At 66.0% G+C, this 22,314-nt stretch carries 28 protein-coding genes and 1 tRNA gene; 10 read left to right on the forward strand and 19 right to left on the reverse strand.

Going from position 1 to position 22,314, the window contains the following annotated elements:
* Positions 1-24: 24 nt before the first annotated feature.
* On the forward strand, positions 25-408 hold the full coding sequence (locus VJ109_RS02365; RefSeq protein ID WP_324758729.1) for a TFIIB-type zinc ribbon-containing protein: 384 nt from the start codon (positions 25-27) through the stop codon (positions 406-408).
* A 60-nt stretch (positions 409-468) separates the two neighbouring features.
* The gene (locus VJ109_RS02370) at positions 469-1,650 is read left to right on the forward strand and encodes a redox-regulated ATPase YchF (protein WP_324758730.1); all 1,182 of its coding nucleotides are present in this window, start codon (positions 469-471) and stop codon (positions 1,648-1,650) included.
* Positions 1,651-1,653: 3 nt separating this feature from the next.
* On the opposite strand, the gene VJ109_RS02375 is transcribed toward VJ109_RS02370, so the two are convergent.
* The 5 genes from VJ109_RS02375 to VJ109_RS02395 form a co-directional block, all read right to left on the reverse strand.
* Positions 1,654-2,508, reverse strand: a complete 855-nt coding sequence (locus VJ109_RS02375) for a UbiA family prenyltransferase (protein WP_324758731.1) — start codon at positions 2,506-2,508, stop codon at positions 1,654-1,656.
* 45 nt (positions 2,509-2,553) lie between these two features.
* Entirely contained in the window at positions 2,554-2,925 is a 372-nt protein-coding gene (locus VJ109_RS02380) for a hypothetical protein (RefSeq protein ID WP_324758732.1), read from the reverse strand.
* Positions 2,926-2,975: 50 nt separating this feature from the next.
* Positions 2,976-3,272 (reverse strand): DUF8036 family membrane protein, encoded by a 297-nt coding sequence (locus VJ109_RS02385; RefSeq protein ID WP_276180832.1) that lies wholly within the window; start codon positions 3,270-3,272, stop codon positions 2,976-2,978.
* Positions 3,273-3,345: 73 nt separating this feature from the next.
* The gene (locus VJ109_RS02390; protein WP_324758734.1) at positions 3,346-3,624 is read right to left on the reverse strand and encodes an ArsR/SmtB family transcription factor; all 279 of its coding nucleotides are present in this window, start codon (positions 3,622-3,624) and stop codon (positions 3,346-3,348) included.
* Between the two features lie 183 nt (positions 3,625-3,807).
* The gene (locus VJ109_RS02395; RefSeq protein ID WP_324758736.1) at positions 3,808-4,929 is read right to left on the reverse strand and encodes a pyridoxal phosphate-dependent aminotransferase; all 1,122 of its coding nucleotides are present in this window, start codon (positions 4,927-4,929) and stop codon (positions 3,808-3,810) included.
* A gap of 143 nt (positions 4,930-5,072) precedes the next feature.
* On the opposite strand from VJ109_RS02395, the gene VJ109_RS02400 reads away from it, so the two are divergent.
* Positions 5,073-5,648 (forward strand): hypothetical protein, encoded by a 576-nt coding sequence (locus tag VJ109_RS02400; RefSeq protein ID WP_324758737.1) that lies wholly within the window; start codon positions 5,073-5,075, stop codon positions 5,646-5,648.
* A gap of 52 nt (positions 5,649-5,700) precedes the next feature.
* On the opposite strand, the gene VJ109_RS02405 is transcribed toward VJ109_RS02400, so the two are convergent.
* On the reverse strand, positions 5,701-6,813 hold the full coding sequence (locus VJ109_RS02405; protein WP_324758738.1) for a tyrosine-type recombinase/integrase: 1,113 nt from the start codon (positions 6,811-6,813) through the stop codon (positions 5,701-5,703).
* A gap of 128 nt (positions 6,814-6,941) precedes the next feature.
* Positions 6,942-7,103, reverse strand: a complete 162-nt coding sequence (locus VJ109_RS02410; RefSeq protein ID WP_324758739.1) for a hypothetical protein — start codon at positions 7,101-7,103, stop codon at positions 6,942-6,944.
* Positions 7,104-7,225: 122 nt separating this feature from the next.
* Between VJ109_RS02410 and VJ109_RS02415 the strand changes: the two genes are divergently transcribed.
* Positions 7,226-7,918 carry a metallophosphoesterase gene (locus VJ109_RS02415; RefSeq protein ID WP_324758740.1) on the forward strand — a complete coding sequence of 231 codons (693 nt, stop codon included), beginning with the start codon at positions 7,226-7,228 and terminating at the stop codon, positions 7,916-7,918.
* A gap of 37 nt (positions 7,919-7,955) precedes the next feature.
* Positions 7,956-8,111 (forward strand): hypothetical protein, encoded by a 156-nt coding sequence (locus tag VJ109_RS02420; protein ID WP_324758742.1) that lies wholly within the window; start codon positions 7,956-7,958, stop codon positions 8,109-8,111.
* Positions 8,112-8,200: 89 nt separating this feature from the next.
* Here VJ109_RS02420 and VJ109_RS02425 read toward each other — a convergent pair whose 3' ends face one another.
* The gene (locus VJ109_RS02425; RefSeq protein ID WP_324758743.1) at positions 8,201-9,457 is read right to left on the reverse strand and encodes an NAD(P)/FAD-dependent oxidoreductase; all 1,257 of its coding nucleotides are present in this window, start codon (positions 9,455-9,457) and stop codon (positions 8,201-8,203) included.
* Between the two features lie 82 nt (positions 9,458-9,539).
* On the opposite strand from VJ109_RS02425, the gene VJ109_RS02430 reads away from it, so the two are divergent.
* Complete coding sequence (locus tag VJ109_RS02430; RefSeq protein ID WP_324758744.1) at positions 9,540-10,694, forward strand: pyridoxal-phosphate dependent enzyme; 1,155 nt, start codon at positions 9,540-9,542, stop codon at positions 10,692-10,694.
* An 11-nt stretch (positions 10,695-10,705) separates the two neighbouring features.
* On the opposite strand, the gene VJ109_RS02435 is transcribed toward VJ109_RS02430, so the two are convergent.
* Genes VJ109_RS02435 through VJ109_RS02460 form a run of 6 tightly spaced genes read right to left on the reverse strand, consistent with a single transcriptional unit; the run spans position 10,706 to position 13,563 of the window.
* A complete protein-coding gene (locus VJ109_RS02435) occupies positions 10,706-11,308 on the reverse strand; it encodes a J domain-containing protein (protein ID WP_324758745.1) in 603 nt (200 codons plus the stop codon).
* Positions 11,309-11,357: 49 nt separating this feature from the next.
* Positions 11,358-12,116, reverse strand: coding sequence for a proteasome assembly chaperone family protein (locus VJ109_RS02440; protein WP_276180810.1), 759 nt, complete (start codon positions 12,114-12,116; stop codon positions 11,358-11,360).
* Positions 12,117-12,121: 5 nt separating this feature from the next.
* Positions 12,122-12,304: an RNA-protein complex protein Nop10 gene (locus VJ109_RS02445; RefSeq protein ID WP_324758746.1), complete on the reverse strand. Its 183-nt coding sequence runs from the start codon at positions 12,302-12,304 to the stop codon at positions 12,122-12,124.
* Positions 12,305-12,306: 2 nt separating this feature from the next.
* On the reverse strand, positions 12,307-13,107 hold the full coding sequence (locus VJ109_RS02450; RefSeq protein WP_324758747.1) for a translation initiation factor IF-2 subunit alpha: 801 nt from the start codon (positions 13,105-13,107) through the stop codon (positions 12,307-12,309).
* A gap of 1 nt (position 13,108) precedes the next feature.
* Positions 13,109-13,282, reverse strand: a complete 174-nt coding sequence (locus tag VJ109_RS02455; RefSeq protein ID WP_276180804.1) for a 30S ribosomal protein S27e — start codon at positions 13,280-13,282, stop codon at positions 13,109-13,111.
* A 2-nt stretch (positions 13,283-13,284) separates the two neighbouring features.
* Positions 13,285-13,563 (reverse strand): 50S ribosomal protein L44e, encoded by a 279-nt coding sequence (locus VJ109_RS02460; RefSeq protein ID WP_276180802.1) that lies wholly within the window; start codon positions 13,561-13,563, stop codon positions 13,285-13,287.
* A 326-nt stretch (positions 13,564-13,889) separates the two neighbouring features.
* Between VJ109_RS02460 and VJ109_RS02465 the strand changes: the two genes are divergently transcribed.
* Positions 13,890-14,162 (forward strand): HAH_0734 family protein, encoded by a 273-nt coding sequence (locus VJ109_RS02465; protein WP_324758750.1) that lies wholly within the window; start codon positions 13,890-13,892, stop codon positions 14,160-14,162.
* Between the two features lie 8 nt (positions 14,163-14,170).
* Here the strand turns inward: VJ109_RS02465 and VJ109_RS02470 are convergent, their stop codons facing one another.
* Complete coding sequence (locus tag VJ109_RS02470; protein WP_324758751.1) at positions 14,171-16,486, reverse strand: DUF2298 domain-containing protein; 2,316 nt, start codon at positions 16,484-16,486, stop codon at positions 14,171-14,173.
* Between the two features lie 94 nt (positions 16,487-16,580).
* On the opposite strand from VJ109_RS02470, the gene VJ109_RS02475 reads away from it, so the two are divergent.
* The 3 genes from VJ109_RS02475 to VJ109_RS02485 all read left to right on the forward strand — a co-directional run bounded on the left by VJ109_RS02475 (position 16,581) and on the right by VJ109_RS02485 (position 17,967).
* Positions 16,581-17,348: a glycosyltransferase gene (locus VJ109_RS02475; protein ID WP_324758752.1), complete on the forward strand. Its 768-nt coding sequence runs from the start codon at positions 16,581-16,583 to the stop codon at positions 17,346-17,348.
* Complete coding sequence (locus tag VJ109_RS02480; protein ID WP_324758753.1) at positions 17,345-17,824, forward strand: GtrA family protein; 480 nt, start codon at positions 17,345-17,347, stop codon at positions 17,822-17,824. The genes VJ109_RS02475 and VJ109_RS02480 overlap by 4 nt, the downstream gene beginning before the upstream one ends.
* A 68-nt stretch (positions 17,825-17,892) precedes the next feature.
* Positions 17,893-17,967 (forward strand) — tRNA-Met (locus VJ109_RS02485).
* A gap of 671 nt (positions 17,968-18,638) precedes the next feature.
* On the opposite strand, the gene hpt is transcribed toward VJ109_RS02485, so the two are convergent.
* The 4 genes from hpt to VJ109_RS02505 all read right to left on the reverse strand — a co-directional run bounded on the left by hpt (position 18,639) and on the right by VJ109_RS02505 (position 22,215).
* Positions 18,639-19,208: a hypoxanthine/guanine phosphoribosyltransferase gene (gene hpt, locus VJ109_RS02490; RefSeq protein WP_276180792.1), complete on the reverse strand. Its 570-nt coding sequence runs from the start codon at positions 19,206-19,208 to the stop codon at positions 18,639-18,641.
* A 44-nt stretch (positions 19,209-19,252) separates the two neighbouring features.
* Positions 19,253-21,130, reverse strand: a complete 1,878-nt coding sequence (locus VJ109_RS02495; protein ID WP_324758756.1) for a hypothetical protein — start codon at positions 21,128-21,130, stop codon at positions 19,253-19,255.
* On the reverse strand, positions 21,127-21,612 hold the full coding sequence (locus VJ109_RS02500) for a hypothetical protein (protein ID WP_324758757.1): 486 nt from the start codon (positions 21,610-21,612) through the stop codon (positions 21,127-21,129). Before VJ109_RS02500 ends, VJ109_RS02495 begins: the two co-directional genes overlap by 4 nt.
* Before the next feature lie 87 nt (positions 21,613-21,699).
* Complete coding sequence (locus VJ109_RS02505) at positions 21,700-22,215, reverse strand: type IV pilin N-terminal domain-containing protein (protein WP_324758758.1); 516 nt, start codon at positions 22,213-22,215, stop codon at positions 21,700-21,702.
* Positions 22,216-22,314: the final 99 nt, after the last annotated feature.

A 22,314-nucleotide genomic window follows, 5' to 3' on the forward strand; every position in this document is an offset into this window, starting at 1 on the left:
TGGCTCGACTTTGTTTCACCCCCTATGGACTCGAATAGAGAGCTAGCGTGTCCACAGTGTGATACACCGTTCGAGCAACGCAAGGTCCAGGGTGTCGTCGTCGACTTCTGTCTCACGTGTGGCGGGGTCTGGCTCGACCCCGGCGAACTTCAGGAGTTGACCGGCTACAAACGCCACGCCACGCACAGCACACACGACGACATCGACGAGCACGAACACGAGGACGACGACTACCGGTTCGACGTCGAGGACGGCGAAGTCGAGGATCGTCAGGACGACTCCGACGGCGGGCTGCTGGGGTTCGTCGCGGACGCGATCGACGGTGCTGGCGACAGTGACGGCGACGGCGGCGGTGGCGGCGGCTGGGGCGGTGGTGGCGACGGCGGCGGTGGCGGCGGTGGCGAGTAAGCCACACGGACGGCTCACGGAACCGAAACCCCCTTTTCCGCGACTGCGGTAGCCCGTCGCATGCTCTCGATCGCGCTTGCCGGCAAACCCAACGCCGGGAAGTCGACGTTCTACAAGGCGGCGACGATGGCCGACGTAGACGTCGGGAACTACCCGTTTACCACCATCGACGCCAACCGCGGGGTCAGCCACGTCCGGACCGACTGTCCCTGTCTCGCGCTCGACGAACGCTGTGGCGACGAGCACTGCCACGACGGCAAACGCTACGTCCCGGTCGAACTCATCGACGTTGCCGGCCTCGTCCCGGGTGCCCACGAAGGGCGAGGGCTTGGCAACCAGTTCCTCGACGAACTCACCAACGCCGACGTCATCCTCAACGTCGTCGACGCCTCCGGGGGGACCAACGAGGAGGGCGAACCCGTCGAGATCGGCGAACACGACCCCGTCGAGGACGTCGACTTCGTCGAACGGGAGATGGATCTCTGGCTGGCCAGCATCGTCGACCGTAACTGGGAGTCGGTCGAACGCGCGTCCCGTTCGCCCGATTTCGACATCGACGAAGCGCTGACCGAGATGCTCGCCGGCGTCGGCGCGACCGAACTCGACGTGGCCCGGACGCTGCGGGGGATGGACTACCCCGAGGACCCCATCGCCTGGACCGACGACCACCGGGAGACGCTGGCGAGCGACGTCCGTCGCCGGACCAAGCCGATCGCCGTCGTCGCCAACAAGGCCGACATCGCCCCCGATGACAACGTCGAGCGCCTCCGGGATGCGGCCGAGGTCGTCGTCCCCGCGACGGCCGACGGCGAACTCGCGCTCCGAAAAGCCGCCGACGCCGGTGTGATCGACTACGATCCGGGCGACCCGGATTTCGATGTCGTCGGCGACATCAGCGACCAGCAGCGTGAGGGCCTCGACCGCATTCGCGAGGTGATGCACCAGTGGGGTGACACCGGCGTCCAGCAGGCGCTGGACACGGCGGTCTACGATCTGCTCGATCACTTCACGGCCTATCCCGTCCAGAACGATACGAACTGGACCGACGGCCAGGGGAACGTCCTCCCCGACGCGTTCCTGCTCCCGCAGGGATCGACGCCAACGGACCTCGCCTACGCCGTCCACTCGGACATCGGCGACGGCTACATCCACGCGGTCGACGCCCGCAAGGAGATGCGTATCTCCGACAGCGAGGAACTCGAAGAGGGGTCGGTCATCAAGATCGTCAGCGACGCGAACTGAGCGTCACGAGAGCGGCCGGAACCACACCGCGGCGACCAGGACGGCCAGGAAGAGATACGACCCGCGGATGAGCAACATCGTCGCCAACTCCGAGTCGGCACGGTGGGCCACGGCCGTGACGGCACCGAACGCGATCGCAGCGCCGGCGGCGGTCGGCGGGACCGTCGGGAGCGCCACCGTCAGCGCGACGATCCCGGCCATCGCGGCCACCAGGAGGCCGACCGCCGCGCGCCGCGCCCGGGCCGGCCCCAGCAGGACGGCGACCGTCCGCTTGTCGATGCCCCTGTCGTAGTCGTAATCTTGCTCGTCGTCGATGATCTTGATGCCGGTCAGCAACGTCAGAAACACCGCCGCCAGCCCGAGAACCCGTGGCGAGAACGCCGTCGCCTGGGCGTAGTACCCCCCCAGCAGCGCCAGCGCGATGCCCGTCGGGTAGCCCATCGTCGCCCCGGCAGGATGCATGTCCAGTTGCGGGGCGTGTGCGTACCCGACGACCCACGTCGGCACGGTGACGGCGGCCGCCAGCGGCCCGACGAGGAGCCAGAGTCCGACGGTACAGGCCGCGAACCCGACGGCAGCACCCACCAGCGCACCCCGGCAGGCGCTGCTTGTCAACGGGTGGTCGTCGTCCTCACCTCGGATATAGAAGTCGACGTAGCCGTCCTTGACATGGGCGGTATAGACGGCGAAGAACATCGCACCAGCGTGAAGCCCAGCCACCGGGAGATCGACGTTGCCGGCCAAGAGTGCGCCGAACAGCGACGTGGCCAGCGGTGGGAGCATGAACACAGGATGGACCTGTGACAGCAGCGCTCGACCCGCTGCCGAGACCCCCCTGTTGTGTCGGGCAATTGCCATACGGTCCCAATGGAGCGAGACGGGAAAAAGTCTCGTCCGCCCCGACTACCGCCAGTTGTCCCGGGTCAACACGAACGGCGAGATGTGCGACGCGAGCCGGCGAGCACCGTTCTCCGTGGCCGCGTGGAGTTCGCCGGCGACCGGACCCGCCTCTCCGCCGATTCCCTCCGTCTCCGAGACCGGGTCAGTTCCGGTCGGGTACGGGCGACGGGATCGGACACGGTTTCGGAGTTTCTGGACCGTCTCCGTCGTGAGTTCGGCGTCGAGATGCTGAAGGTCGTACCGGACGATGTAGCCGCGTTCGCCGATCCGAACCGCCACCACCGGTTGTCCCCTGTCGGCACACCGCTGCCAGATCTCCCGTTGTTCTTCGGCGGTGTCGTAGATCGGCACGTTCGACGGGGCGAGGTGTTCCATCGACCCTGGATACGGACTGAACCGGTATCCACCCTTCGCCTCCTGTCCGGTCAGCGCAGCGTCGTGTAGCTCAGCCCCGCGATCGCGACGAACTGCAACGACCGCAACACCAGGACGGCCTCCTGGACGTGTGGGTCGCCGGCGTAGAAGCTCTGCATCGAGAAGAAGAAGTAGACCGCGATGGCGTTCTCCGCGAGCATCGCGACGGCGAACGCGAGCAGGCCGGCGACCAGTCCGGTCCGGAACGTCGCGTAGTTGCGCGCCCACACCCCGACCAGTGGGAGCAACAATGCGACGTTGATGCCCGCGAGCACTGCCGCGGCGGTGATGAGCGGTCCCATCGCCATCAGTGGGACACCTCTCGGTCGTCGGTCGCTGCCAGTGGTGTTCCGGTCGGGCGTCGGTGTGTCGTGGCCTCGGTCATGTGTCCATCTGCTCGACGATCTCGTCAAACGTGTCCCGGTACTTGTCGAACCGATCAGTGAGGAAGTAGAGTTTCGCGTAGTCCTCGTCACCGGACTCGACGACGCCGTGGTCTTCGAGTTGCTCCATGTGGTGGCGGATCGTCTTGTACCCCACGTCGAGTTCGTCGGCGAGTTCGTTGGCGTTCATCGGTCGGTCCGAGAGGGCGTCGATGATGCGCGCTCGGTTGGCTCCCCCGCGTGTCGCCGTCAGCAGGTACCAGAGCGCTTTCTCCATCGCACTGTCTTGGGGAGTTGTGTTCCTGCCCCGTGTAAAACGTTGTCTCTCTTCGGTCGGATCTCCCTCGGGCCGTCCGTCCTGTCGGTATGACACACCAGATTCGTTCGAAGGGGCAACCGCTGCCACCATAACCGTTGTTCGTACTCCGTTCCGAGACTCTTCCAATTTCGGCGACGGGAGCTACCGGACGGCCTCGGTGGCGGCCGCCATGATGTCGATTGCTTCTTCGAGCGTCTCCATGTCCGTGGCGTAGGAGATACGTGCGTAGCCCTCGCCGCCGGCACCGAAGGCCTCGCCCGGGACGACGACGACACCGCGGTCAATGACGGCATCGACCCAGCCGTCCGGGACCTTCGGCATCGCGTAGAAGGCCCCCTTCGGCGTCGGACACTCCAGCCCCATCTCTGCCAGCCCCTCCAGTAGCACGTCACGGCGCCGTTCGAAGGCCTCGCGCATCTCGACGACGGGCTCTTGTGGGCCAGTCAGGGCGGCCTCGGCGGCGTACTGGGCCGGGGCCGACGCGCAGGCCTGTGCGTACTGGTGGACCCGGAGCATCCGCTCGATCCGGTCGCTGGCCCCGGTAACCCAGCCGAGTCGCCACCCGGTCATCGAGTAGGCCTTCGAACAGGCGTTGACGACGACGACGTTGCCCGAGTCGGTGAACTCCGCGGGCGAGCGGTGCTCGCCCTCGAAGACCTGGTGTTCGTACACCTCGTCGGAGAGACAGAGCACGTCGTGCTCCTCGGCGATGCGCGCGAACTCCCGCATGTCCGCGGGCGACTGGACCGCGCCGGTCGGGTTCGCCGGCGAGTTGACGATAAACGCCGCGGTGTCGTCGGTGATAGCGTTCTCGACGGCCTCGGGCGCGAGCGTGAGGTCCTCGCGGAGCCCGACCGGCTTCGGCGTCCCGCCCGCGAGGTTCGTCAGCGCGTCGTAGGAGACGAACCCGGGGTCCGGGAAGATCACTTCCTGCCCCGCGTCGACGTGGGCCTCCAGAGCGATATGCAGCGCCTCGCTCCCGCCGGAGGTGGCGATCACGTCCGCGGGATCGACATCGAGGTCGTTGTCCCGGGCGTGCTTCTCGGCGATGGCCTCCCGCAGTTCCTGGGTGCCCTTGTTCGAGGTGTAGGCGTCGGCCTTGCCGGCGCGGATGGCGTCGACCGCTGCTTCGCGGGCGTGGTCCGGCGTCGGGAAGTCCGGCTGACCGAGTCCGAGGTTGATCGCGTCCTCGCCGGCCGCCTCGAACACTTCGCGGATGCCCGAGATCGAGACCGCTTCGACACGGCGTGAGAATTCTGTCATACTCGTTTCGGGGGCGCCCGTCCCGATAATTCTTCCCGATTGCGCCGTCGGTCTCCCTTCGACGGCCGACGACTGGCCCGTTCCGAACAGTAGTATTCCCGACAGGACCGAACCATGATGTCGTTCGGAATACAGTATCCGGCATGGACCCGCCAGGATACACCCGCCGGGAACTGGTCACAACGGTCGGTACCGGGCTTTCGATCGCCGTCACCGGATGTCTCGGAGGGGGAAGCGACGCAACACCGACGCCGGATCTCCCCTTCGAGCGCCGGATCGACCCGTCGCGGACCTATCTCCGGACCCAGTCCGACGACGCGGGCGACGCCCAACCGATCGATCTGTCGGCGCTGGCGGTGGCCGCGGGACAGTCGATCCGCATAGAGCGGGTCGGGTCGTTCTCCGGAAGTTCGAGCGGGACTGGGCTGACCGCCGTCTTCAGCGGCAGCGATCGGTTGGAGTCCTCGGACGTCACCGAGCGAGTGCCCGACGCGATCGACGCCGGCGAGGACTACGAGACCAGTCCGACCTACAACGGGGAGGCGCCGACAGATATCCCCGAAGATTTCCTCATCGCCGACAACGAGGGCGACCAGACGAGTGTCACGGTGACGATCCCCGACGGCGCGACACACCTGTTCGTCGCGGCGATCGACAACTTCTACCAGGACAACAGCCCCGGCGATCCGCCCCTGGCCGTCCGGATCACCTCGCCGTGACCGAACGCCGGATCGACCGCGATCACAGACCGTGGCGAACGGACTCAGACGATCACTCCTCGTCGAAGATGTCGGTGTTGTCCTCGGCCAGCTCGCTCGCTTCGATGTGTGAGTACATCTGACTCGTCGTCGACGGATCTGCGTGTCGGAGCGTCCGCTGAGCGGCCGCAGCCCCGCGCTCGCGGTAGAGCTTCTCGCCGACGCCACGGCGGGCACCGTGGAGGGTCAGGTACTCCCCGTCCTCGACGTCGAGCCCGGGGATATCGGCGTCCCGACTCCAGCGTTTCAGGAGGGATCTGACGCCGGAGGTCGTCAGCGACGGCAGTTCGATCCCGTTGTCGAGGACGAACGTCCAGGGATCGGCGTCCGGCCGGTCGTAGCCGGCGGCTTCGATGACTTCGTACAGCGTCGGCGTGTGTCGCGACGGGAAGACGGGCCAGTCGTCGTCCGGTGGCGAGAGGAGTGTTCGGAGGCGAGCGAGCGGTCGGGACGCCTGCTCGGGCAGCGGTGTCGGCTCGATCTCCTGGTTCTTGCCGAGGACGGTGATCGTCCCCGCTTCGAGATCGACATCGCTCCAGGTGATCCCCGTCCGGCGGGGGTCGTGACGGTCCGCGAGGACCTCGGCACCACGGACGCCGGTGTACGCGAGAACGGCCGCGATCGCCCGGTCACGGACCGGTTCGACGGCATCGAGTCCCGTTTCGTCGACGGCCTCACGGGCGCGATCGTCGAGGTACGTCAGCAGCGCCTGTCGCTGCTCGGGTTGCCAGAACTGCCGGTCGGCGTCGTTTCCGGAGGGTTTCGGCGGCAGTTGGTCTTTCGCGCGGCCCTTGTCCGCCGGGTTCTCGGGGATGTACTCCCACTTGGTCGCCCACGAGAGAAACGCCGAGATCTGGCTGTAGTAGGTCCAGGCCGAGGATGCGGCGATCCCGTCGTCGGCGTCGGCCTGCCCGGCTCGAACGCGACGGGTGAGGTGATCGGCGTAGCGGGCCATCGTCTTGACCTCGACGTCGTCGAGCGTGTGGACGCCGCGGTCGGCACACCAGTCGATCCAAGTTCCGACGACGCGTTCGAGATTGGCAGCGTAGTTGGGGCTCTTGCCGTCGACGAACTCCGCGAGGGCGTCCGAGAGGCACGGGGAACCACCGGTGTCGTCGACTGTCATCGGATCGGGCGATAAGAGGGGACCGTGGCTCCTAAATCCACCGCACAGGAGGGGAGTTCGGCGTGAGTGCTCGGACATCGAGCACGTGATCGTCCACCCGGCGGTCCGTGCCAGCGTTCCGACAGCGACTATTCCTCGACGGCCGCGCGGAGATCGTCGATCGCACTCTCCAGTTGTCGCAGGGTCGCGTCGGCGTCGGCGTAGCCCTTTTCGTAGTCCTCGTATGCCGCGTCCGCGGCCGTCAGAAACTCGGTCACCGCCGTTTCGGCGTCGGTCTCCTTTTCGTTCATATCCCGAACAACGTCCGGACGACTGAAAAAGCGTTCACTGTGTGACGCCGGCAGCGCGGGCGATCGCTTCCGAACCGCCGGGTGCGTCACGGCTTTGTATGCCCGTCTCCGAGGGCGACTGTATGCCCACAGCAGGCTCGATCACGTTCGACGACCGGGCCGTGATCCTCGACGGGACACTCGTGGTCGCCGACCTCCACGTCGGCCGGGGAACGGGCGGGTCCCTGGAACTCCCGGTCGGGTCGAACGCGGAGATGGTCGAGCGGTTCAGATCGCTGATCGACCGCCACGACCCCGAGGAAGTCGTCGTCGCCGGCGATCTGTTACACTCGTTTCAGACGGTTCCACGGACCGTCGACGACACGGTGGCCGGGTTCGAGCAAGCGTGTCGGGACGCCGGTGCCCGCCTGGTCGTCGTCCCCGGGAACCACGACACGATGCTCGATGCAGTCTGGGACGGGCCGGTCGAGTCGACCACCCGCATCGGTGAAACCGTCGTCTGTCACGGCCACGAGGAGCCCGCCACACGGGGCGAGCAGTACGTGATCGGCCACGACCACCCAACCATCGAGATCGAGGGCCAGCGCCGGCCCTGTTATCTGGTGGGGACCGACCAGTACCACGGGAGCGAGGTGGTGATGCTCCCCTCGTTCAACGCGCTCAACGCCGGGGTCGTCGTCAACGAGATGGACGCCGCCGACTTCCAGTCCCCGTTGGTGACCGACGCCGACGGCCTGGAACCGATCGTCTGGGACGGCCAGGGCCGCGAGACCCTCTCGTTCCCGCGGCTCGGGGAGTTCCGTCGGATGCTGTAACGGTAGGTATTTGAGGAACGGCGCTGGACAGCCGAACATGGTTCAGACTGGTGCTGCACTCGCGCTCATCGCGATTACGCTGCTCTCGCTGCTGGCACTGTACTTCGCGACGATCAAGTACGTCTCGGACGTGTTGACCCCGGAGGAGCACGAACACGAGGGAAACACGAATAGCGGCGGTCCGGTCGCGTAGGCCGCCGCTACTGACGGGTTCGGTTGAGAACGCCCGTAGCGACCGCGGGAGGGGTCGCCGGCCGCGACCCCGTTCCGGGAATCGGTGGCTTACTCGGTGAGGAGCCCGGCAGCCACGCGACCGCTCTCTAAGGCCCCCTGGATCGACGACCAGCGGGTGTAATCCCCGGCCAGAACGACCGGTCCCGGCGGGTCCTCGGGGTCGGGCAAGCCGGCGCGGAACCCGGGCGGCTGGGCGAACTGTGCCAGCGGGACCCGGTCGGTCCGGAGCAGTTCCAGATCCTCGAAGCTCGCCGCCGGATACCACGAGCCCAGCGCCTCGCGGACCGCAGCCGAAAGCGCTTCGTCGTCGTCCTCGGGCGATCCCAGGAACGTCGCGCTGTACAGTTCCATCCCCTCGGGTGCGTACTCGGGGGCGACCGCCGACATCGGTGCGACGGTGTTGGGCCGGTCGTCGGCGGCGTTGAGGACGATCCGTTTCCCCATATCCGGCGCCCGGTTGGTCGGCAGCGCGAAGTACTGTGTGACACAGCCGACGATCTCCGTCGTGATGCCGGCCACGCCCGTCAGATCGGCGGCCGTTCCGGGATCGGTCGCGACCACGACGCCGTCGGGGGTCAGCGTCTCCGCGCCGACCTCGACGGTAGCCCCGTCACCCTCGCCGGAGACATCGGTGACCGTGCGCTCGGTCTCGATGGTGGCACCGGCCGCCCGAGCACTGTCGGCCAGTTGCTCGGGCATCGCCTGCATCCCCTCGGCCGGGACGAAGATCTCGCCCTCGCTCAGCATCTTGTACGTGTACTCGAAGACGAGGCTGTCGGTCCCCAGCGAGCGATCGAGCGTGATGCCGCCGTAAAACGGCGCTGCGAACCGGTCGGCGAACCGCTGTGAGAACCCCCGCTCCCGGAGGTACTCCGAGATCGTCTTGCCGCCGCCGCTGAGGAGCGATTCTGGATCACGGCCGGCCAGTTCCCGCTGGAGCGTGAACAGGCGGAGTTTGTCAGCGAAACCGATCTCCCGGTTGAACGCCGTCTCGACCGCTGCCGTCGGGTTTCGCAGCGGGTCCGACAGCACCGATCGGTGGTTCGGCCGCGCGATGGTCGCGCCCGGCGTGAACGGCCGCGGCGACAGCGCCTCCACGTCGAGTTCCCGCTGGACTGCCGGATACGCCGAGAACAGCACCTGGAACCCCCGGTCGAAGGTGTAGCCGCCCTCGTGGACGGTCCTGACCCGCCCGCCGACCTGTTCGCTGTCCTCAAACACCGTCACGTCCTGTCCGGCTTCGGCGAGGTGGCGCGCGGCGACCAGTCCCGCCAGTCCGCCACCGGCGACGACGACATCTGTCATTGTCGGTCGTTGTGCTGCCCCGACCAAGAGCGTGCTGGAGTGTGACCGACAGTATTTGTGGCTCCCAGCCACAGTGGGGAGTATGGAGACGACAGCGACGTTCCGTGGCCTCGCCTGTACCGTGTGTGGCACGACGACGGCCGCCGACGCGGCCCGGTGCCCGGACTGTGGTGGGACGCTCGCCGGCGACTACGACGCCCCCGCGCTGGCTCCCGAAGACCTCGCGGATCGAGCAGCGCAGGCAGCCGCCGTGTTGCCCTTCGAGACGGACACGCTGGTCAGTCTCGACGAGGGTGGGACCCCGTTAGTCACGGTTCCCCCGCTGGCGGCCGAACTCGGCGTCGAGGCCGTCTACGTCAAAGACGAGGGCCGGAACACGACCGGCTCGCTCGCCGACCGCAAGCTCTCGGTCGCCGTCACCGGGGCCGTTCAATCGGGTGCCGACGCCGTGGCAGCGCCCTCGACGGGCAACGGCGCACAGGCCGCTGCGGCCTACGCCGCCCGCGCCGACATCGACTCGAAGGGGTACGTCCCCTCGCGGTGTCCGTTCCTCAACAAGGCGATGGTCAACGTCCACGGCGGCGACATGCGCGTCGTCGAGGGCCGCTACGACGACGCCGTCGAGGCCTTCAAGGAGGGTGCGGGCGACCGCTACAGCGTCGAACCCGGCCACCCGTTCCGCGTCGAGGGAGCCAAACCGGTCGCCGTCGAGACGGTTGCCGACCTCGACTGGACCGCCCCGGATGCCGTGATCCACCCCACCGGCCACGGCGAGAGCCTGGTCGGCCTCGAACGCGGGTTCGCGGCCGCCGCGGCGTCCGGCCTCGTCGACCGCGAGCCGGAGCTGTACGCCGTCCAGCCCGACGGGTGTGCGCCTGTCGCCGACGCCTGGATCGGGGACAGTGAGACACCCGCTCCCGTCGAACACCCTGACACGATCGTCGGTCCGCTGGAGGTGCCCGACCCTGCGGCGGGAACCGCCGCGCTCGCCGCCGTCGAATCCTCCGGTGGGGGCGCTGCCGCCGTCGACGACAAAGCCGTTCTCCAGGGCGCTGTCGACGGCTGCGAACTCGGCCCCGAGGTCGGTGCCACCGGCGGGACTGCCGTCGCCGGCGCTCGCGAACTCGCGGACAGCGGTGCCTTCGCCAGCGACGACGTGGTCGTCCTCGTCAACCCAGTCGCGGGTAGCAAGGAGGCCGACCTCCTGCGGAGTCACCTGATGAGTCAGGGGATCTGATCGACGAGGGGTCAGGACGCCACGTGCTGTTTGGCCATGGTGTAGGCCTCCCGAACGCGCTTGAACTCGTCCTCGTCGCCGCCGTGGTCGGGATGGACCTCCTTGACCCGCTCGCGGTAGGCCGACCTGATCTCGGCGGCGGTCGCACCGTAGTCCAACCCCAGTTCCTCGAAGGCGTGCATCGCCGGGTCCTCGGATTCCTCCGGGTCGGGACCGAGTGTCACCTCGGGGACCTCGAACGGGAGCCGAGTCCCCAGGTGGATGCCGGGCATCTCGTGTTCGACCAGGACAGGGTAGGTCGGCGACCGTTCGATCCGGTAGTAGGCCCGTGCGTCGAACGTGATCGCTACGTCCCGTTTCGGGAGATAGAAGGCGACGTGTTGGCCCTCGACGAAGTGGTTCTCGGCGTACTGCTCGTCGATAGCCGTCAGATACTCCCGGAGTTCGGCCCGCCGTCGTCGTTCACCGCCGTCGCTCATCCGGCGAGCCTGCTGTTTGGCGGGAAAGAGTCGGCTCGCAGCCAGGAACAACCCGGCGACGAGGACGCTCCCGGCAACGCCGAGGGCCAGGCCGAAGACGAGCCAGTCCGGGAGCGTACTCAGTTGTGACTGCACGGCTCCGTGTTGGACGTGAACGGTAAAGAAATTCTCGCTCTTCGGTCCCTTACCCGATGTAGCGCAGGTCTTCGTCGGAGGGAGCGGGGGCGTTCTGTTGCTCCATCTCCTGGATCTTGCGGACGACTTCCTCCATCTCGTCGGCTCGCTCTTCGAGCGTCGCGAAGTCGACCTCGAAGCCGACGACGGTCTGGAGGACTTCGAGCACTGCCTGTGCGCTCTTTGGATCGACCAGATAGCCGGAGGTTTCGCCCATCAGGCATGCGGCCGGGAACCCGCGGCGCTTGCCGAGGCCCAACAGGAGCCCGGAGACGCCGACGATCCCGCCGGCCGGTTCGTCGTCTCTGAACTCGACGCCGGCCTCGGAGAGCGTCTCGGCGAACTCGTCGGTCGTGGTCGCGCCCAACACGTCGTACTCCTCGATGAGTTCGCCCGTCGGAACGCCCCCGAGCGCGAACACCTCGTCGACACCGAACTCGTCGGCGACGTCGAGGAACGTGTCGGTCAGTCCGTAGTGGCCCTCGGTGTCCTGTGCCTGGTGGTTCCCCGAGAGGACCAGCATGTCCCGGCCGTCTTCCGGCGTGACGGCGTAGAACTCCGCAGCGGCCAGTTCGGCACGGCCCTCGTCGATGCTGACCTGTGGCGGGAAGTGTGTCGAGTAGACTTTCCGCACGAGTTCGCTTTCGAGTTCCTCTAGCAGGTGTTCTGCAGCGAGTTTCCCCACGTGGCCGACACCGGGAAGTCCCTCGACCAGTACCGGCTCCGACAGGTCGGGGTCGGCGACGGTCTCGACGTCGTATTCGTCCATACCGCCTAATCTCGGTTGCGGCGCTTAAGAGAACGTCGATACGAGCCATGCGGGTCCGCCGGGTCGAACGGCGCGGGCACGCTGTTGACCGCGTTTCCCCCGCAGTCGGGACACGTGTCGCCAAGCGTGTACACTGGGCGGTCGTGTTCGGCCTCCCAGTCCGCACAGACGTGGATGTCGGATTTCACGCCTACTCGTCGTCTTCGTGGCGCTCACGGTGGAACAGCGCCGTCCCGCCGTGGTCCTCGACGAGTTCGCTGGCACGAGCGGCGCTGTCTTCGAGCGCGCCCTCGGCGGTCTTGTAGTCGGGCGCCTGGACCTGGATGCGGTACTCGGGCGAGCCGACGTAGGTGACTTCCAGTTCGATCTCCTCTGGCACCTCGCCGTTGCCCTCGGCGGCCTGCAGTGCCTCCTTGATGACATCGACGCCATCGTGATCGGGCACCTCCAGATCGACGTAGCCGGTGACGTTGACGTAGGGAACCGAGACGTTGTCCCGCGCAGTCTCGACGATGGCCTCGATCTCGTCCTCGTCGAGGTCAGTCTCTTCGAGGGCTTCTTCGCCGTGGATCGCAGCGGCCTCGAAGCCGTCGTACAGCGATCCGAACTCGGCGAGCAACGCGTTGGCGACGGCACTGTAGCGCTCGTCGTCGATGTCCTCGCCGAAGGCCAGTTCCATCCAGTTGTCGGCCTTCTGCTCGTTTTTCCACTCCTGGATCTTCTCCTTGCGCTGGTGGTCGTTGACGTCCTTGATCGAGAGGTCGATCTGTTGGGCGCTCTCGTCGACGTCCAACACTTTGGCGACGACAGTTTGGCCCTCGTTGACGTGGTCACGGACGTTCTTGATCCAGCCGCTGGCGACCTCGGAGATGTGACAGAGACCGCGCTTGCCCTCGTACTCTTCGAGGTCGACGAACACGCCGAAGTCCTCGATCTCGTCGACCTTGCCGACGACGAGTTCGCTCGGTTCGGGCCAGCCGCTGTACTTCATCCTATCGGGCCTCGACGACGGCGGTCACTTCACCTTCGATCTCGGCCTTCCCACCGGTGGGGTGAGCGAGGGTGTGGCCACAGACGGCACAGGAGACCTCGGAGGCAGCCTTCTCGAAGATGGTCTGTTCGTTCTCGCAGTCCGGACAGGCGACGGTGACGAAGCTTCCAGCCATGGTTACTCCTGGAACTCCAGTCGGCCGGCGCGCCATCCCTCGCGGAGGTGAGCGCTGCCACAGTCCGAGCAGCGGTACTTCAGGTCCGTCTTCTTGGTGGGTTTGTCCCCACCGGGGACCTTCGAGAACTTCCCGTCGTTCCCGATGCCGGAGTTGCGCTCGCGCTGGCGGTCGATCCACTTCATCCCGGTCTCGCGACCGGAACGGACCTTCTCGACCTCGTGTTCGTGATGCTCGTTACAGTGCGGACAGTACGTGTTGAATCGTCGCGGCATCTCCATAGATATCGACCTTACAGGTCGGTTCGATATGCCCGCTTAAAACCCCGACGGTTCCGATTTTCTCGTCCCGGATGGCTGCCCGCTCGCAGTCCGTCTCTCCCGACGACGTGGCAGTCGCTCAGCGGTGTTAGAGAGACGGGGTAGGTCAGTCAGCGGTGGCCCACGTTTTGACACGTGGACTGAAAGGTGCTGTCGGACCGTGCCGTCTACGTATCTCTCTCGCCTCCTGGCGTAAAGCCTCTCCGGTCCGTGCGGCACTGGCCCTCCCGGACAACACCAGGGCCTCCTTCGAAGTCACTAAGTGCGCCGTTTGCCAAGGGCCGGGTATGAAGAAACTCATCGTCCACGGGGACGCCGGCTTCCGGAAGGGCGGTCGTATCGAGTACGACGGCGAGGAGTACGAGGTGTTCGCCGTTGCCCGCCAGGGCGAGTGGCACGGCCCCGACCGCCCGCAGCTGTGGTGTACGGTCGGCAAGGCCCGCGAGGAGGAGACGTTCAAGAAACAGGACTACATCCCGATGCACCTGGATACCGAGGACATCGACGCCGAGGCGATCACCGTCATCCGCGAGAAGGCCCCGCCCAGCGCCGAGAGCTGATCGCCTCGCTACTGGACCCGATAGATCGTCACGCCGCCGGCTTCTTTCGCGACCGTCACCTCCGGGAGGTCGCCGATCGTCACCGTCCCGTAGCGGTTGCGCTCGGCCGGTCCGACGTAGACGTACGTGACGTCGTACGTCGAGAGCAGCCGACGCTGGGCGCTCTGGTTGCCGGTGTAGATCGTCTCCACGTCGCCGACACGCTGTTGGTAGACCGTGTCGTTCCGGTACTGTGCCTCGTGGTACCACCCTGCGACCGTCGGGAGGCCTGTCAGGCTCGCCGGGGCGCTGGCTCCCTTCCCCTCGCTGGGGACCCACTGGTAGCCCGCGGGTGCGGCGGTGACGATCGTCGGTTGGCCCTGCCGGTCGTCCAGCCACCGAATCGCTTCGGCTTCCTGCGGGTGTGCATCGTCGAGGTACGCCTGGCCGTCGAGCGTCAGGTCGCCGGCCCGGTCGGCGTGGTTCGACAGCGCGAACACGCCGTACAGCGAGGTCGAGACGACGAGGACGGCGACGAACACGCGCATGCCGACTGTCGTCGCGGCCCGGACTCGGTCCGCGGACGGCCACGTGGGTCGCCAACGGGTCACCAGCCAGGCAAGCACCGGCCCGACAGCGACGGCCCAGAGAATCCACACCTGCATGTAGGTCTTGAACACGGTGTTCATCCGGCCGATGTTCTCCCGGACGAAGACGAACTCCACGATGAGAACGAGGCCGGCCCCGGCCAGGATCAACACGGCCTCAAAGCCGACGGGGCGGTCCCCGCCGTCTGCAAGCGCCGGGAGCGCGTCGACACCGTCCGAGAGCGTCGGTCCACGGGACAGCAGCCATGCACCGACGAGAAGCGGGCCGAGGAGGCCGACCGCAGCGATATCGAGGGCTGCCCCGACCGCGACGAAACCGACCACAGCAGCGCCCGTCGCCAGCCGCGACCGGGTGTCGGAAAGCGTCCCTGCGACGCGAGCGTAGAGATACATCCCGAACGGGAGCACGAACGGCCCGTGGACCGCCAGCAGTTCCACGAGCGAACTCCGGTCGGGCAACACCGCCAGTTCACGGCCGCTCGCCGGACCGAGCCAGAACGGGAGCGACCAGACCAACCCGAGGACGAGGACGACGACAGCGACAGCCAGTGCCGCCCCGATCCGGACGAGTTCACCGCCGAGTCCGTCGACGCGGAGCCGTCGGGCGTACCGCTCGGGCAGCAGCGTCGTCGGCGCCGCCGGCGCGACGGCGACGGTCAGCATGGCGAGGCCGGCCACCGACGGGAACGACCAAGTGTTGGTGACCGCGATGAGACCGCCCACAACCGGAACTGCCCCGAACAACAGCCCGAGCCGTCGGCGGCGTTGTGCGGCCGGCGTCTGGTAGTAGCTGAAACACAGTGCCCCCGCGAGCAACAGGAACCCCGTGCTCATCATGTGGGCGTGCATGTCGCCGTTGAGCCAGGCGAACAGCGGGAACTCGTCGATGACGGGCGCGGCAGCGGGTTCGTAGGTCCCGAAGTCGGCGGGGTCGTCCTGGATCACGCGGCTGGCGTCCCAGTAGCTGAACGACCGTGGACCAGTCGCCAACCCGCTCAGGTCGTACCCGGCCGCGGCCGCCAGCGGCCGGGAGAGCGACTCGGGCAGGAGCCAGACGAGGAACTTCGCCGGCGTCGAGAGGTTACTGGCGATGCCGACGAAGAAGGCCGCGAGGCCGGCCGAGAGCCGGCGCGGGAGGTCACGGTCGGCGGCGACGGCCCCGGCCAGCCCGTAGGCTGCGGTCACCAGCGTCGCGTAGAAGCCCGCCAGCGCGAGGTTGTAGGCGTACTGGCCCGCCGTCCCCGTCAGTCGAGCGAGTGTCGCGGCCAAGAGATGGCCGCCGTAGTAGTACGCGACGGGCTCGCCAGCGAACCACATGTCCTCCGGTGGGATCGTCTCGGCCCGCAACAGCGACTGCAAGAGTCCGAAGTCCAGGAACTTCTCGCCGCCGACGGGGACGATGGCCGGATCGACCGCACGAATCCAGACCACCAGCAGGAACGCCAGCGAGAAGACGGCCGCCGCCTCGGCGTAGGCCCGGCCGTCGACAGAACGGCCCCGAGACGCCACGACGACGGTTACCGCCAGAAGGACGGCCAGCGCGAGCCAGACCGCGACGCTCAGGGAGAGTCGGCCCACGACGTAGACGACGAGCCACAGGATCGAAAGCGCAACTGGGACTCCGAACGCGACCCCCTTGTCGGCAAAGCGCGGAAAGAGGACCGTCGCGGCTGTCGCCCCCGCGTACAGCAAGAGGAGATACAGGGCGAGCCACGTGGCAACGAGCGCAAACTCCATCAGTGGTGTGGCCGCGACCCTGGAGTATACGTCTTTTGCACGAGGCCGGAGAGCTTCGAACCGTTTTTACTCACCGCCGGCACACGGTAGCACAATGTCGCCGACCGTCGGTGTCGTCGTCCCCGCCTACCGACCCGACGTAGCCCAACTCCGGCGCTACGTCCAGGCCATCGACGACACGCTCTCCCCGACGACGATCCTCGTCGAACTCGACGCCCCCAAAAGCGGCGTCCTCGAAAAACTCACAGACCTCCCCGCCCGAGTCGAGTCGGTCCCCTACCGCCGTGGCAAGGGCGCCGCGATCACCGCGGGCTTCGAGCGCTTAGAGACCGACGTGCTCGCCTTCGCCGACGCCGACGGTTCGACGCCGGCCGAATCCCTCCAGGCAGTCGTCGATCCGGTCGTCCAGGGATCGGCCGACCTCTCGGTCGGGTCGCGACGCCATCCCGACGCGACCGTCGCCAGCCACCAGACCCGCGCCCGGCGGTTCCTCGGTGACGGGTTCGCCTGGCTGGCCGGGCAGTTGCTCAGCGTCCGGCTGTACGACTACCAGTGTGGCGCGAAAGCCATGGACGCCGAGGCCTGGGAGCGCGTCCGTGTCCACCTCTACGAACCGGGCTTCGCCTGGGACGTCGAACTGGTAGCGATGGCCGGGGCACTGGACCTGCGCGTGACCGAGGTTCCCATCGAGTGGGAGGACCAGCCCGGATCGACGGTCTCGCCGGTCCGGACCTCGATCGCGCTGTTTCGCGCGCTGCTCGCGTCCAGACACCGCGCGAAACAGCTCCGTGATAGTACGCTCCATACGGCCATCGCCGCGCGCCGTGAGGAACCGACCGCGCTCGTCAAACGGGACCGATGAGTTCCCCGGGCGACCGCTTGCGCCGGGCCGTTCCCGACCGGTTCGACTCGCTGGTCTCGGGCGTCCGGTTCGGCCAGTTCGTCTCGGTCGGCGTCGTCGGCGCGGTCTGTGACACCACGGTCTTGCTCGTTCTGACCGAGGTGCTGGGCGTCTTGCCCGAACTGGCGACGCTCGCAGGGATCGAAACCGCGATCCTGGTCATGTTCGCGATCAACGAGCGCTGGACCTTCGCCGAAGAGGGCGATCCGGAGTCGCTGCCCCGGCGTCTGCTGCGCTCGCACGTCGTCCGGGCCGGCGGTTCGACCACCCAGTTTCTCGTCTTCGTCGTCATCTACCGGCTGCTGTTCGTGCCCCTGACCGTCGCCGGGATCGACCTCTGGATACTCGTCGCCAAGGGAGGCGGGATCGGCCTCGGGATGCTCGTCAACTACGTCTTCGAGAGTATCTTCACCTGGCAGGTCCATCAGGGGGAGTAGCGCGTCACGAACTCACGGACGGCAGGTGAATCACAACCCTTAATGAGGGGCCTCGGTTACGAAGAGGTAGCGGGATGGGATAGCCAGGAGATTCCGGCGGGCTCATAACCCGCAGATCGGTAGTTCAAATCTACCTCCCGCTACTTCCTCTCGGTCGTTTCACATTTCTGAGACGGTCGGACTCCTCGAAGCGGTAGCATAGCATAGACAGGCGAGCGCTGTCATACTACTTGTTCCATCACAGTCATCAGTCATTAGAAATCCGTTCTCTGTCGCGTCTATCAGCAATCTAGCGGGGAGTGGCTGACCACACATATAAGTACCTATAAATTTACTGAGCCAATCAACTGCGTCACTCGGATTATATACAGTTCGGAGTCCAACCTCGGTCAAAGGTTCCGCTAGTGGGGGAATAAATCTCAAGTAGCAAGCCTTGGCTGGCGCAATGCCGGTTCCCGTGTATTATACCGCGAAGTGAGACCCACAGACCCTGGCAAAAGGTGACCGATGGGGTGAAGAAGTCACCACGTGGTAGAACTACTCAGTTTCGTAGATGTGCCAAGACTAGCAAAACCCTCAGACCGTACTAATCTTGGGATACTAATTCAAGAAAAACATACCCAATATGACAAACACACTGCGAGCCAGTGATTGGTCGTAAACACCGATTCCATGGCAAACACCCCAGAGAGTGCCTGAAATCGCAGTATTCAACATCACTGCTGGTGACAGCACCCCCCTACGGGAACCAGTTCTAGTCGTCGATCGGTCCTCCTGTATCCATATGGGCGGAAGAATTTGCCAAGGTTGGGAGCTACCCGTCGCCGTTCTCGTCGACGACGACGACCTCGCCGTCGTCGACGGTGACGTTGATGAGCGTCTTCGCGTCGTAGCCGGCCTCGTCGAGTTTGTTCGGGCCGTCGGCTTTCTTGATGACACAGACGATATCACGGATGTCGGCACCGATCTCCTCCAGGGCGCCGGTCAGTGCGGCCAGCGTGCCGCCGGTCGAGAGAACGTCGTCGAGCACGAGGACCCGGTCGCCCTCGTAGACGTCGTTGACGTACATCTCGCTCTCGGAGTAGCCGGTCACCTGCGAGAGCGAGACCTCGCCGTCCAACCCGTACTGTCGCTTGCGGACGACGACGAGCGGGATGTCGGTCATCAGCGAGACGGCTGTCGAGAGATGGATTCCCATCGCCGCCGGCGTGACGATCTTGTCGACGCCGTCGAGTTCGGCCTTCCGGATGATCTTGATGACGATCTCACGGAGGAGTTCGGGACGCAGCATCGGGACTCCGTCGCTGATCGGGTGGACGAAGTAGTGGTAGCCGTCTTTCTCGATGATCGGGGCCTCGAGGAGTGACGCTTTCAGCTTGTCCATGCCGACGGTACTTCGAGGCCCTACAAAAGTTCTCCGTCAGCGACTCAGAACAGTTCCAGCAGTTGTCCGATATACCGAACGATCGGGAGGGCGTGGGCGTTCCCGAGGGCGTAGTACTCGACGACGGTCAACCAGGCGAATATCGTCGTGAGACCCGTCGCGACGCCGAACAGCCCTGCGCCCACGCGACCGAACCAGCCGTCACTTCGCCCGAACAGCCCCCAGGCCGCCAGCGGGGCGGCACTGCCGAGCGCGAGCAGCGCGTGGAGCTGGAACGCTTCGCCGATACCGTTGACCGAGAGCGCGACGAAGACGACGAGCAGTTGTCCACCGAGCAGAACTGTCACCGCGAGTGCCCAGGCGAACGAACGGAGATACTGGTCGAGCGCGTCCCGAACCGACGGGGTACGGAAAAGGAGGTAGATCCCCAGTGGGTAGAGGACGAACAGATACCGGACCGTCACCTGTGCGTGCAATGGGAGCCGTGAGAGATAGAGGCCACACACGCCGAGAGCTGCCAACACGGCGAAGCTGTCGACGACTCGTGTCGGCGAAAGCACTCGGCTGGGCAGTCCCAGTGATTCCCGACGGCGCCAGACGGCTGGGAGAACCCCGACGGTTGCGGCGAGTATCGGTGCCGACTCCAGGATTGCGAGGTTGACGGCCTCCGTGTTGTCGTTGTTCAGCGTCCCGGATGCGTGGCCGGACCGAAGAAACGTCAGGAACACGTCCTCAGGCTGGGAGAACGCTGTCCTGAAGCCGAGAAGCAGTTCGCCGCCGAGCAGGGTGAACGGGCGAAGGATCGACAGAACCGGGTCGGGTATCGGGATCCCACTGGACCGTCCAGAAGAGCTCTGCCCCGCCGAGGCCGCGGTCGACTCCACTGCCGGACCCGCATTCCGTAACAGTCGGGACGGGGTTACCACAGAGCCGGTCAGCAGTTCGTTCGTAACGAGGAACGGAACGAGTGCGAGCGCCGAGACGGCGGCGATCGTGGCCAACGCCCGCGGACCGTTGTCGGCTGCCGTCGGGAGATCGACAGCCGCCAAGACGACACAGAGCAGCAGCGCTTCGGGAGCGTGAACCCAGGCGTAGAGCATCACCAGTGCGTACGCGAACGCACGGAACACGGCCGGGCGGCGGATCAGCCCGTCCGTCTCAGCGGCTCGGCTCCGGTAGAGGAAGTACATGATCCCCACTGCTACGGTCGCCGTGAGGACGTGGCGCTTCGGGACCGTCGCCCAGATCACCAGCGGCGACCCGAGGACGTACACAGTCGCTCCGAGGACCCCCATTCGAGGACCGTCAATACGACGGAGCAACCGGTACAGTACGACCGGGCCGAACGCGGCAACCGTCATGTGGAACAGTTGAAGCGCGTAGAGATGCGCTGCCCCGTCGTCGAGCGGGGTCGCGAACACGACGTTCGCGGCGAAGACGACGAGCACGAGGACGCTACCGGCCCAGACGATCGCGTCGCTGTCGAGTACCCTTCGTGTCTGAACGACGACACCGAGCGCTAGAATCGACCACAGCGCGGCGATCCCGATCCGCAGCGAGGTGATCGCGTCGAGGGACTCGACCAACGCCAGAAACGGGAGCGAGAGGACGATCGCACCGTAGTTACGGGCGATCGTCCGACCACCAGCGGAAGTCATACCGGGCGTGTCGAGGTTCCCCCCGTAGACGGCCTCAGTGATCCCGATGTGGCCGTTCGAGACGGCGTACAGCCCGTTCACGATCGTGTACGTGTCCGTGATGAAGACGGTGGTTCGCCACGCGAGCATGAACAGACAGAGCGATCCCAGGAAGATCGCCAATCCGATCCGATCGCCGAACAAGACGGTCCTGAGTCGTGCCCAGGTCGACAGTCCGGTCCCGGCGTCGGTCCGACGGAGCGATGCGAACTCGATACTGCTCATTCGACGACCTCGATCGTGGTGTTCTGTGTGGCAACGCGCTCCCGGCCGTCGGAATCTTCGAGCCAGATCGAGAGCGTCGCGTCGAATTCGGTCGTCTGGCTCGGAACACCGGTTAGTGAGTCGGACTGGAGTGTCGCGTCGTACCGGGTCCCAGTCTCGGGACCCAGGAAGTGTGTCGTCCCGCGGGAGTAGTTCAGTTCGGGCACTGCAATCTTGTACGTGAGGACCGGCGCACCCTCGAACGTTTCGAACCGAACGGTCGCCGGCGGAACGACGAGATAGTTACTCCCGGAGCCAAAACCACCCCGCTCGATCGTCGCTCGCTCGGGGAACTCGACGCTGTCGACGGTTGCAGTTCCCTCGCCGTATGTAGGCTGTGTGTTCGTGAACGTGATCCCAGGAACGAGCGGCCCGGAGACGAGGGCTGTGACCACGATGAGTGTCCCGACGGCGACGGCGGTCCCACGCGTGGCGTCCATCATTACAGTCCATCGCATGGACGGAAATAAACCCATCGCGGGACCGGGACAGTTGCTAGCCGAACGAAAATACGAGAAATCGTGGGTCAGTTACGCTTCGGGGCCGGCGTCCTGTCCGAGGGTGGCTGACGTGTCACCCTCCGGCGGTTCGTAGACGACACGGATGTTGTAGGCGTCGTCCACGCCGGCGCTGATGGAGTTGCCGGCGGCGACTTCGGTCTTCCCACCGACGGCAGTGTCCCAGCTATCGTCCTCGTTCGTGTCGTCGATGTCGACCGAACCAGTTGCTGGGGAGCTCCATGAGGTACTCCCGCTTGTCGCATCCACCCATCCACTTCCGCGGAGGTAGAGACTCCCACCCTGGATAGTGTCTCCACCGTCGTGGGTGATCGTCAGGATACCTTCGTCCGCATCGCTACCCGATACACTTTCCTCGAAATCGAACGTGAAACTCGCCTGTGGCGTCGTTCGTTGCGTCTGGTCCCCCAATCCGAGGACGAACGAGGCGGTGACCGCCGCGAGGATGACGGTGATCGCGACCATCAGGATGACCCCGATGACCGGCGAGACCGCGTCGTCGTCGGTGAACAGTTGTTTCAGATCCATAGTTGTGTCTGCGCACAGCCACCTGTTACGAGCAACGCCCCACCCTATCGAGGCAGATCTCACACTCGTCGGTGGCGTGCTGCTAGCGACTACGTTCGA

It is taken from the genome of Haloarcula montana, from assembly GCF_035666295.1.
GTDB lineage: Archaea > Halobacteriota > Halobacteria > Halobacteriales > Haloarculaceae > Haloarcula > Haloarcula montana.

Coding starts and splice junctions, on each gene's coding strand:
- VJ109_RS02460 (WP_276180802.1), bottom strand. CDS start 13,563: ATGGAGATGCCGCGACGATTCAACACGTACTGTCCGCACTGTAACGAG.
- VJ109_RS02475 (WP_324758752.1), top strand. CDS start 16,581: ATGTCGCCGACCGTCGGTGTCGTCGTCCCCGCCTACCGACCCGACGTA.
- VJ109_RS02395 (WP_324758736.1), bottom strand. CDS start 4,929: ATGACAGAATTCTCACGCCGTGTCGAAGCGGTCTCGATCTCGGGCATC.
- VJ109_RS02400 (WP_324758737.1), top strand. CDS start 5,073: ATGGACCCGCCAGGATACACCCGCCGGGAACTGGTCACAACGGTCGGT.
- VJ109_RS02420 (WP_324758742.1), top strand. CDS start 7,956: ATGGTTCAGACTGGTGCTGCACTCGCGCTCATCGCGATTACGCTGCTC.
- VJ109_RS02440 (WP_276180810.1), bottom strand. CDS start 12,116: ATGGACGAATACGACGTCGAGACCGTCGCCGACCCCGACCTGTCGGAG.
- VJ109_RS02405 (WP_324758738.1), bottom strand. CDS start 6,813: ATGACAGTCGACGACACCGGTGGTTCCCCGTGCCTCTCGGACGCCCTC.
- VJ109_RS02470 (WP_324758751.1), bottom strand. CDS start 16,486: ATGGAGTTTGCGCTCGTTGCCACGTGGCTCGCCCTGTATCTCCTCTTG.
- VJ109_RS02380 (WP_324758732.1), bottom strand. CDS start 2,925: ATGGAACACCTCGCCCCGTCGAACGTGCCGATCTACGACACCGCCGAA.
- VJ109_RS02370 (WP_324758730.1), top strand. CDS start 469: ATGCTCTCGATCGCGCTTGCCGGCAAACCCAACGCCGGGAAGTCGACG.
- VJ109_RS02415 (WP_324758740.1), top strand. CDS start 7,226: ATGCCCACAGCAGGCTCGATCACGTTCGACGACCGGGCCGTGATCCTC.
- VJ109_RS02455 (WP_276180804.1), bottom strand. CDS start 13,282: ATGGCTGGAAGCTTCGTCACCGTCGCCTGTCCGGACTGCGAGAACGAA.
- VJ109_RS02390 (WP_324758734.1), bottom strand. CDS start 3,624: ATGGAGAAAGCGCTCTGGTACCTGCTGACGGCGACACGCGGGGGAGCC.
- VJ109_RS02500 (WP_324758757.1), bottom strand. CDS start 21,612: ATGATGGACGCCACGCGTGGGACCGCCGTCGCCGTCGGGACACTCATC.
- VJ109_RS02385 (WP_276180832.1), bottom strand. CDS start 3,272: ATGGCGATGGGACCGCTCATCACCGCCGCGGCAGTGCTCGCGGGCATC.
- hpt (WP_276180792.1), bottom strand. CDS start 19,208: ATGGACAAGCTGAAAGCGTCACTCCTCGAGGCCCCGATCATCGAGAAA.
- VJ109_RS02495 (WP_324758756.1), bottom strand. CDS start 21,130: ATGAGCAGTATCGAGTTCGCATCGCTCCGTCGGACCGACGCCGGGACC.
- VJ109_RS02450 (WP_324758747.1), bottom strand. CDS start 13,107: ATGAAGTACAGCGGCTGGCCCGAACCGAGCGAACTCGTCGTCGGCAAG.
- VJ109_RS02480 (WP_324758753.1), top strand. CDS start 17,345: ATGAGTTCCCCGGGCGACCGCTTGCGCCGGGCCGTTCCCGACCGGTTC.
- VJ109_RS02365 (WP_324758729.1), top strand. CDS start 25: ATGGACTCGAATAGAGAGCTAGCGTGTCCACAGTGTGATACACCGTTC.
- VJ109_RS02375 (WP_324758731.1), bottom strand. CDS start 2,508: ATGGCAATTGCCCGACACAACAGGGGGGTCTCGGCAGCGGGTCGAGCG.
- VJ109_RS02425 (WP_324758743.1), bottom strand. CDS start 9,457: ATGACAGATGTCGTCGTCGCCGGTGGCGGACTGGCGGGACTGGTCGCC.
- VJ109_RS02465 (WP_324758750.1), top strand. CDS start 13,890: ATGAAGAAACTCATCGTCCACGGGGACGCCGGCTTCCGGAAGGGCGGT.
- VJ109_RS02505 (WP_324758758.1), bottom strand. CDS start 22,215: ATGGATCTGAAACAACTGTTCACCGACGACGACGCGGTCTCGCCGGTC.
- VJ109_RS02430 (WP_324758744.1), top strand. CDS start 9,540: ATGGAGACGACAGCGACGTTCCGTGGCCTCGCCTGTACCGTGTGTGGC.
- VJ109_RS02410 (WP_324758739.1), bottom strand. CDS start 7,103: ATGAACGAAAAGGAGACCGACGCCGAAACGGCGGTGACCGAGTTTCTG.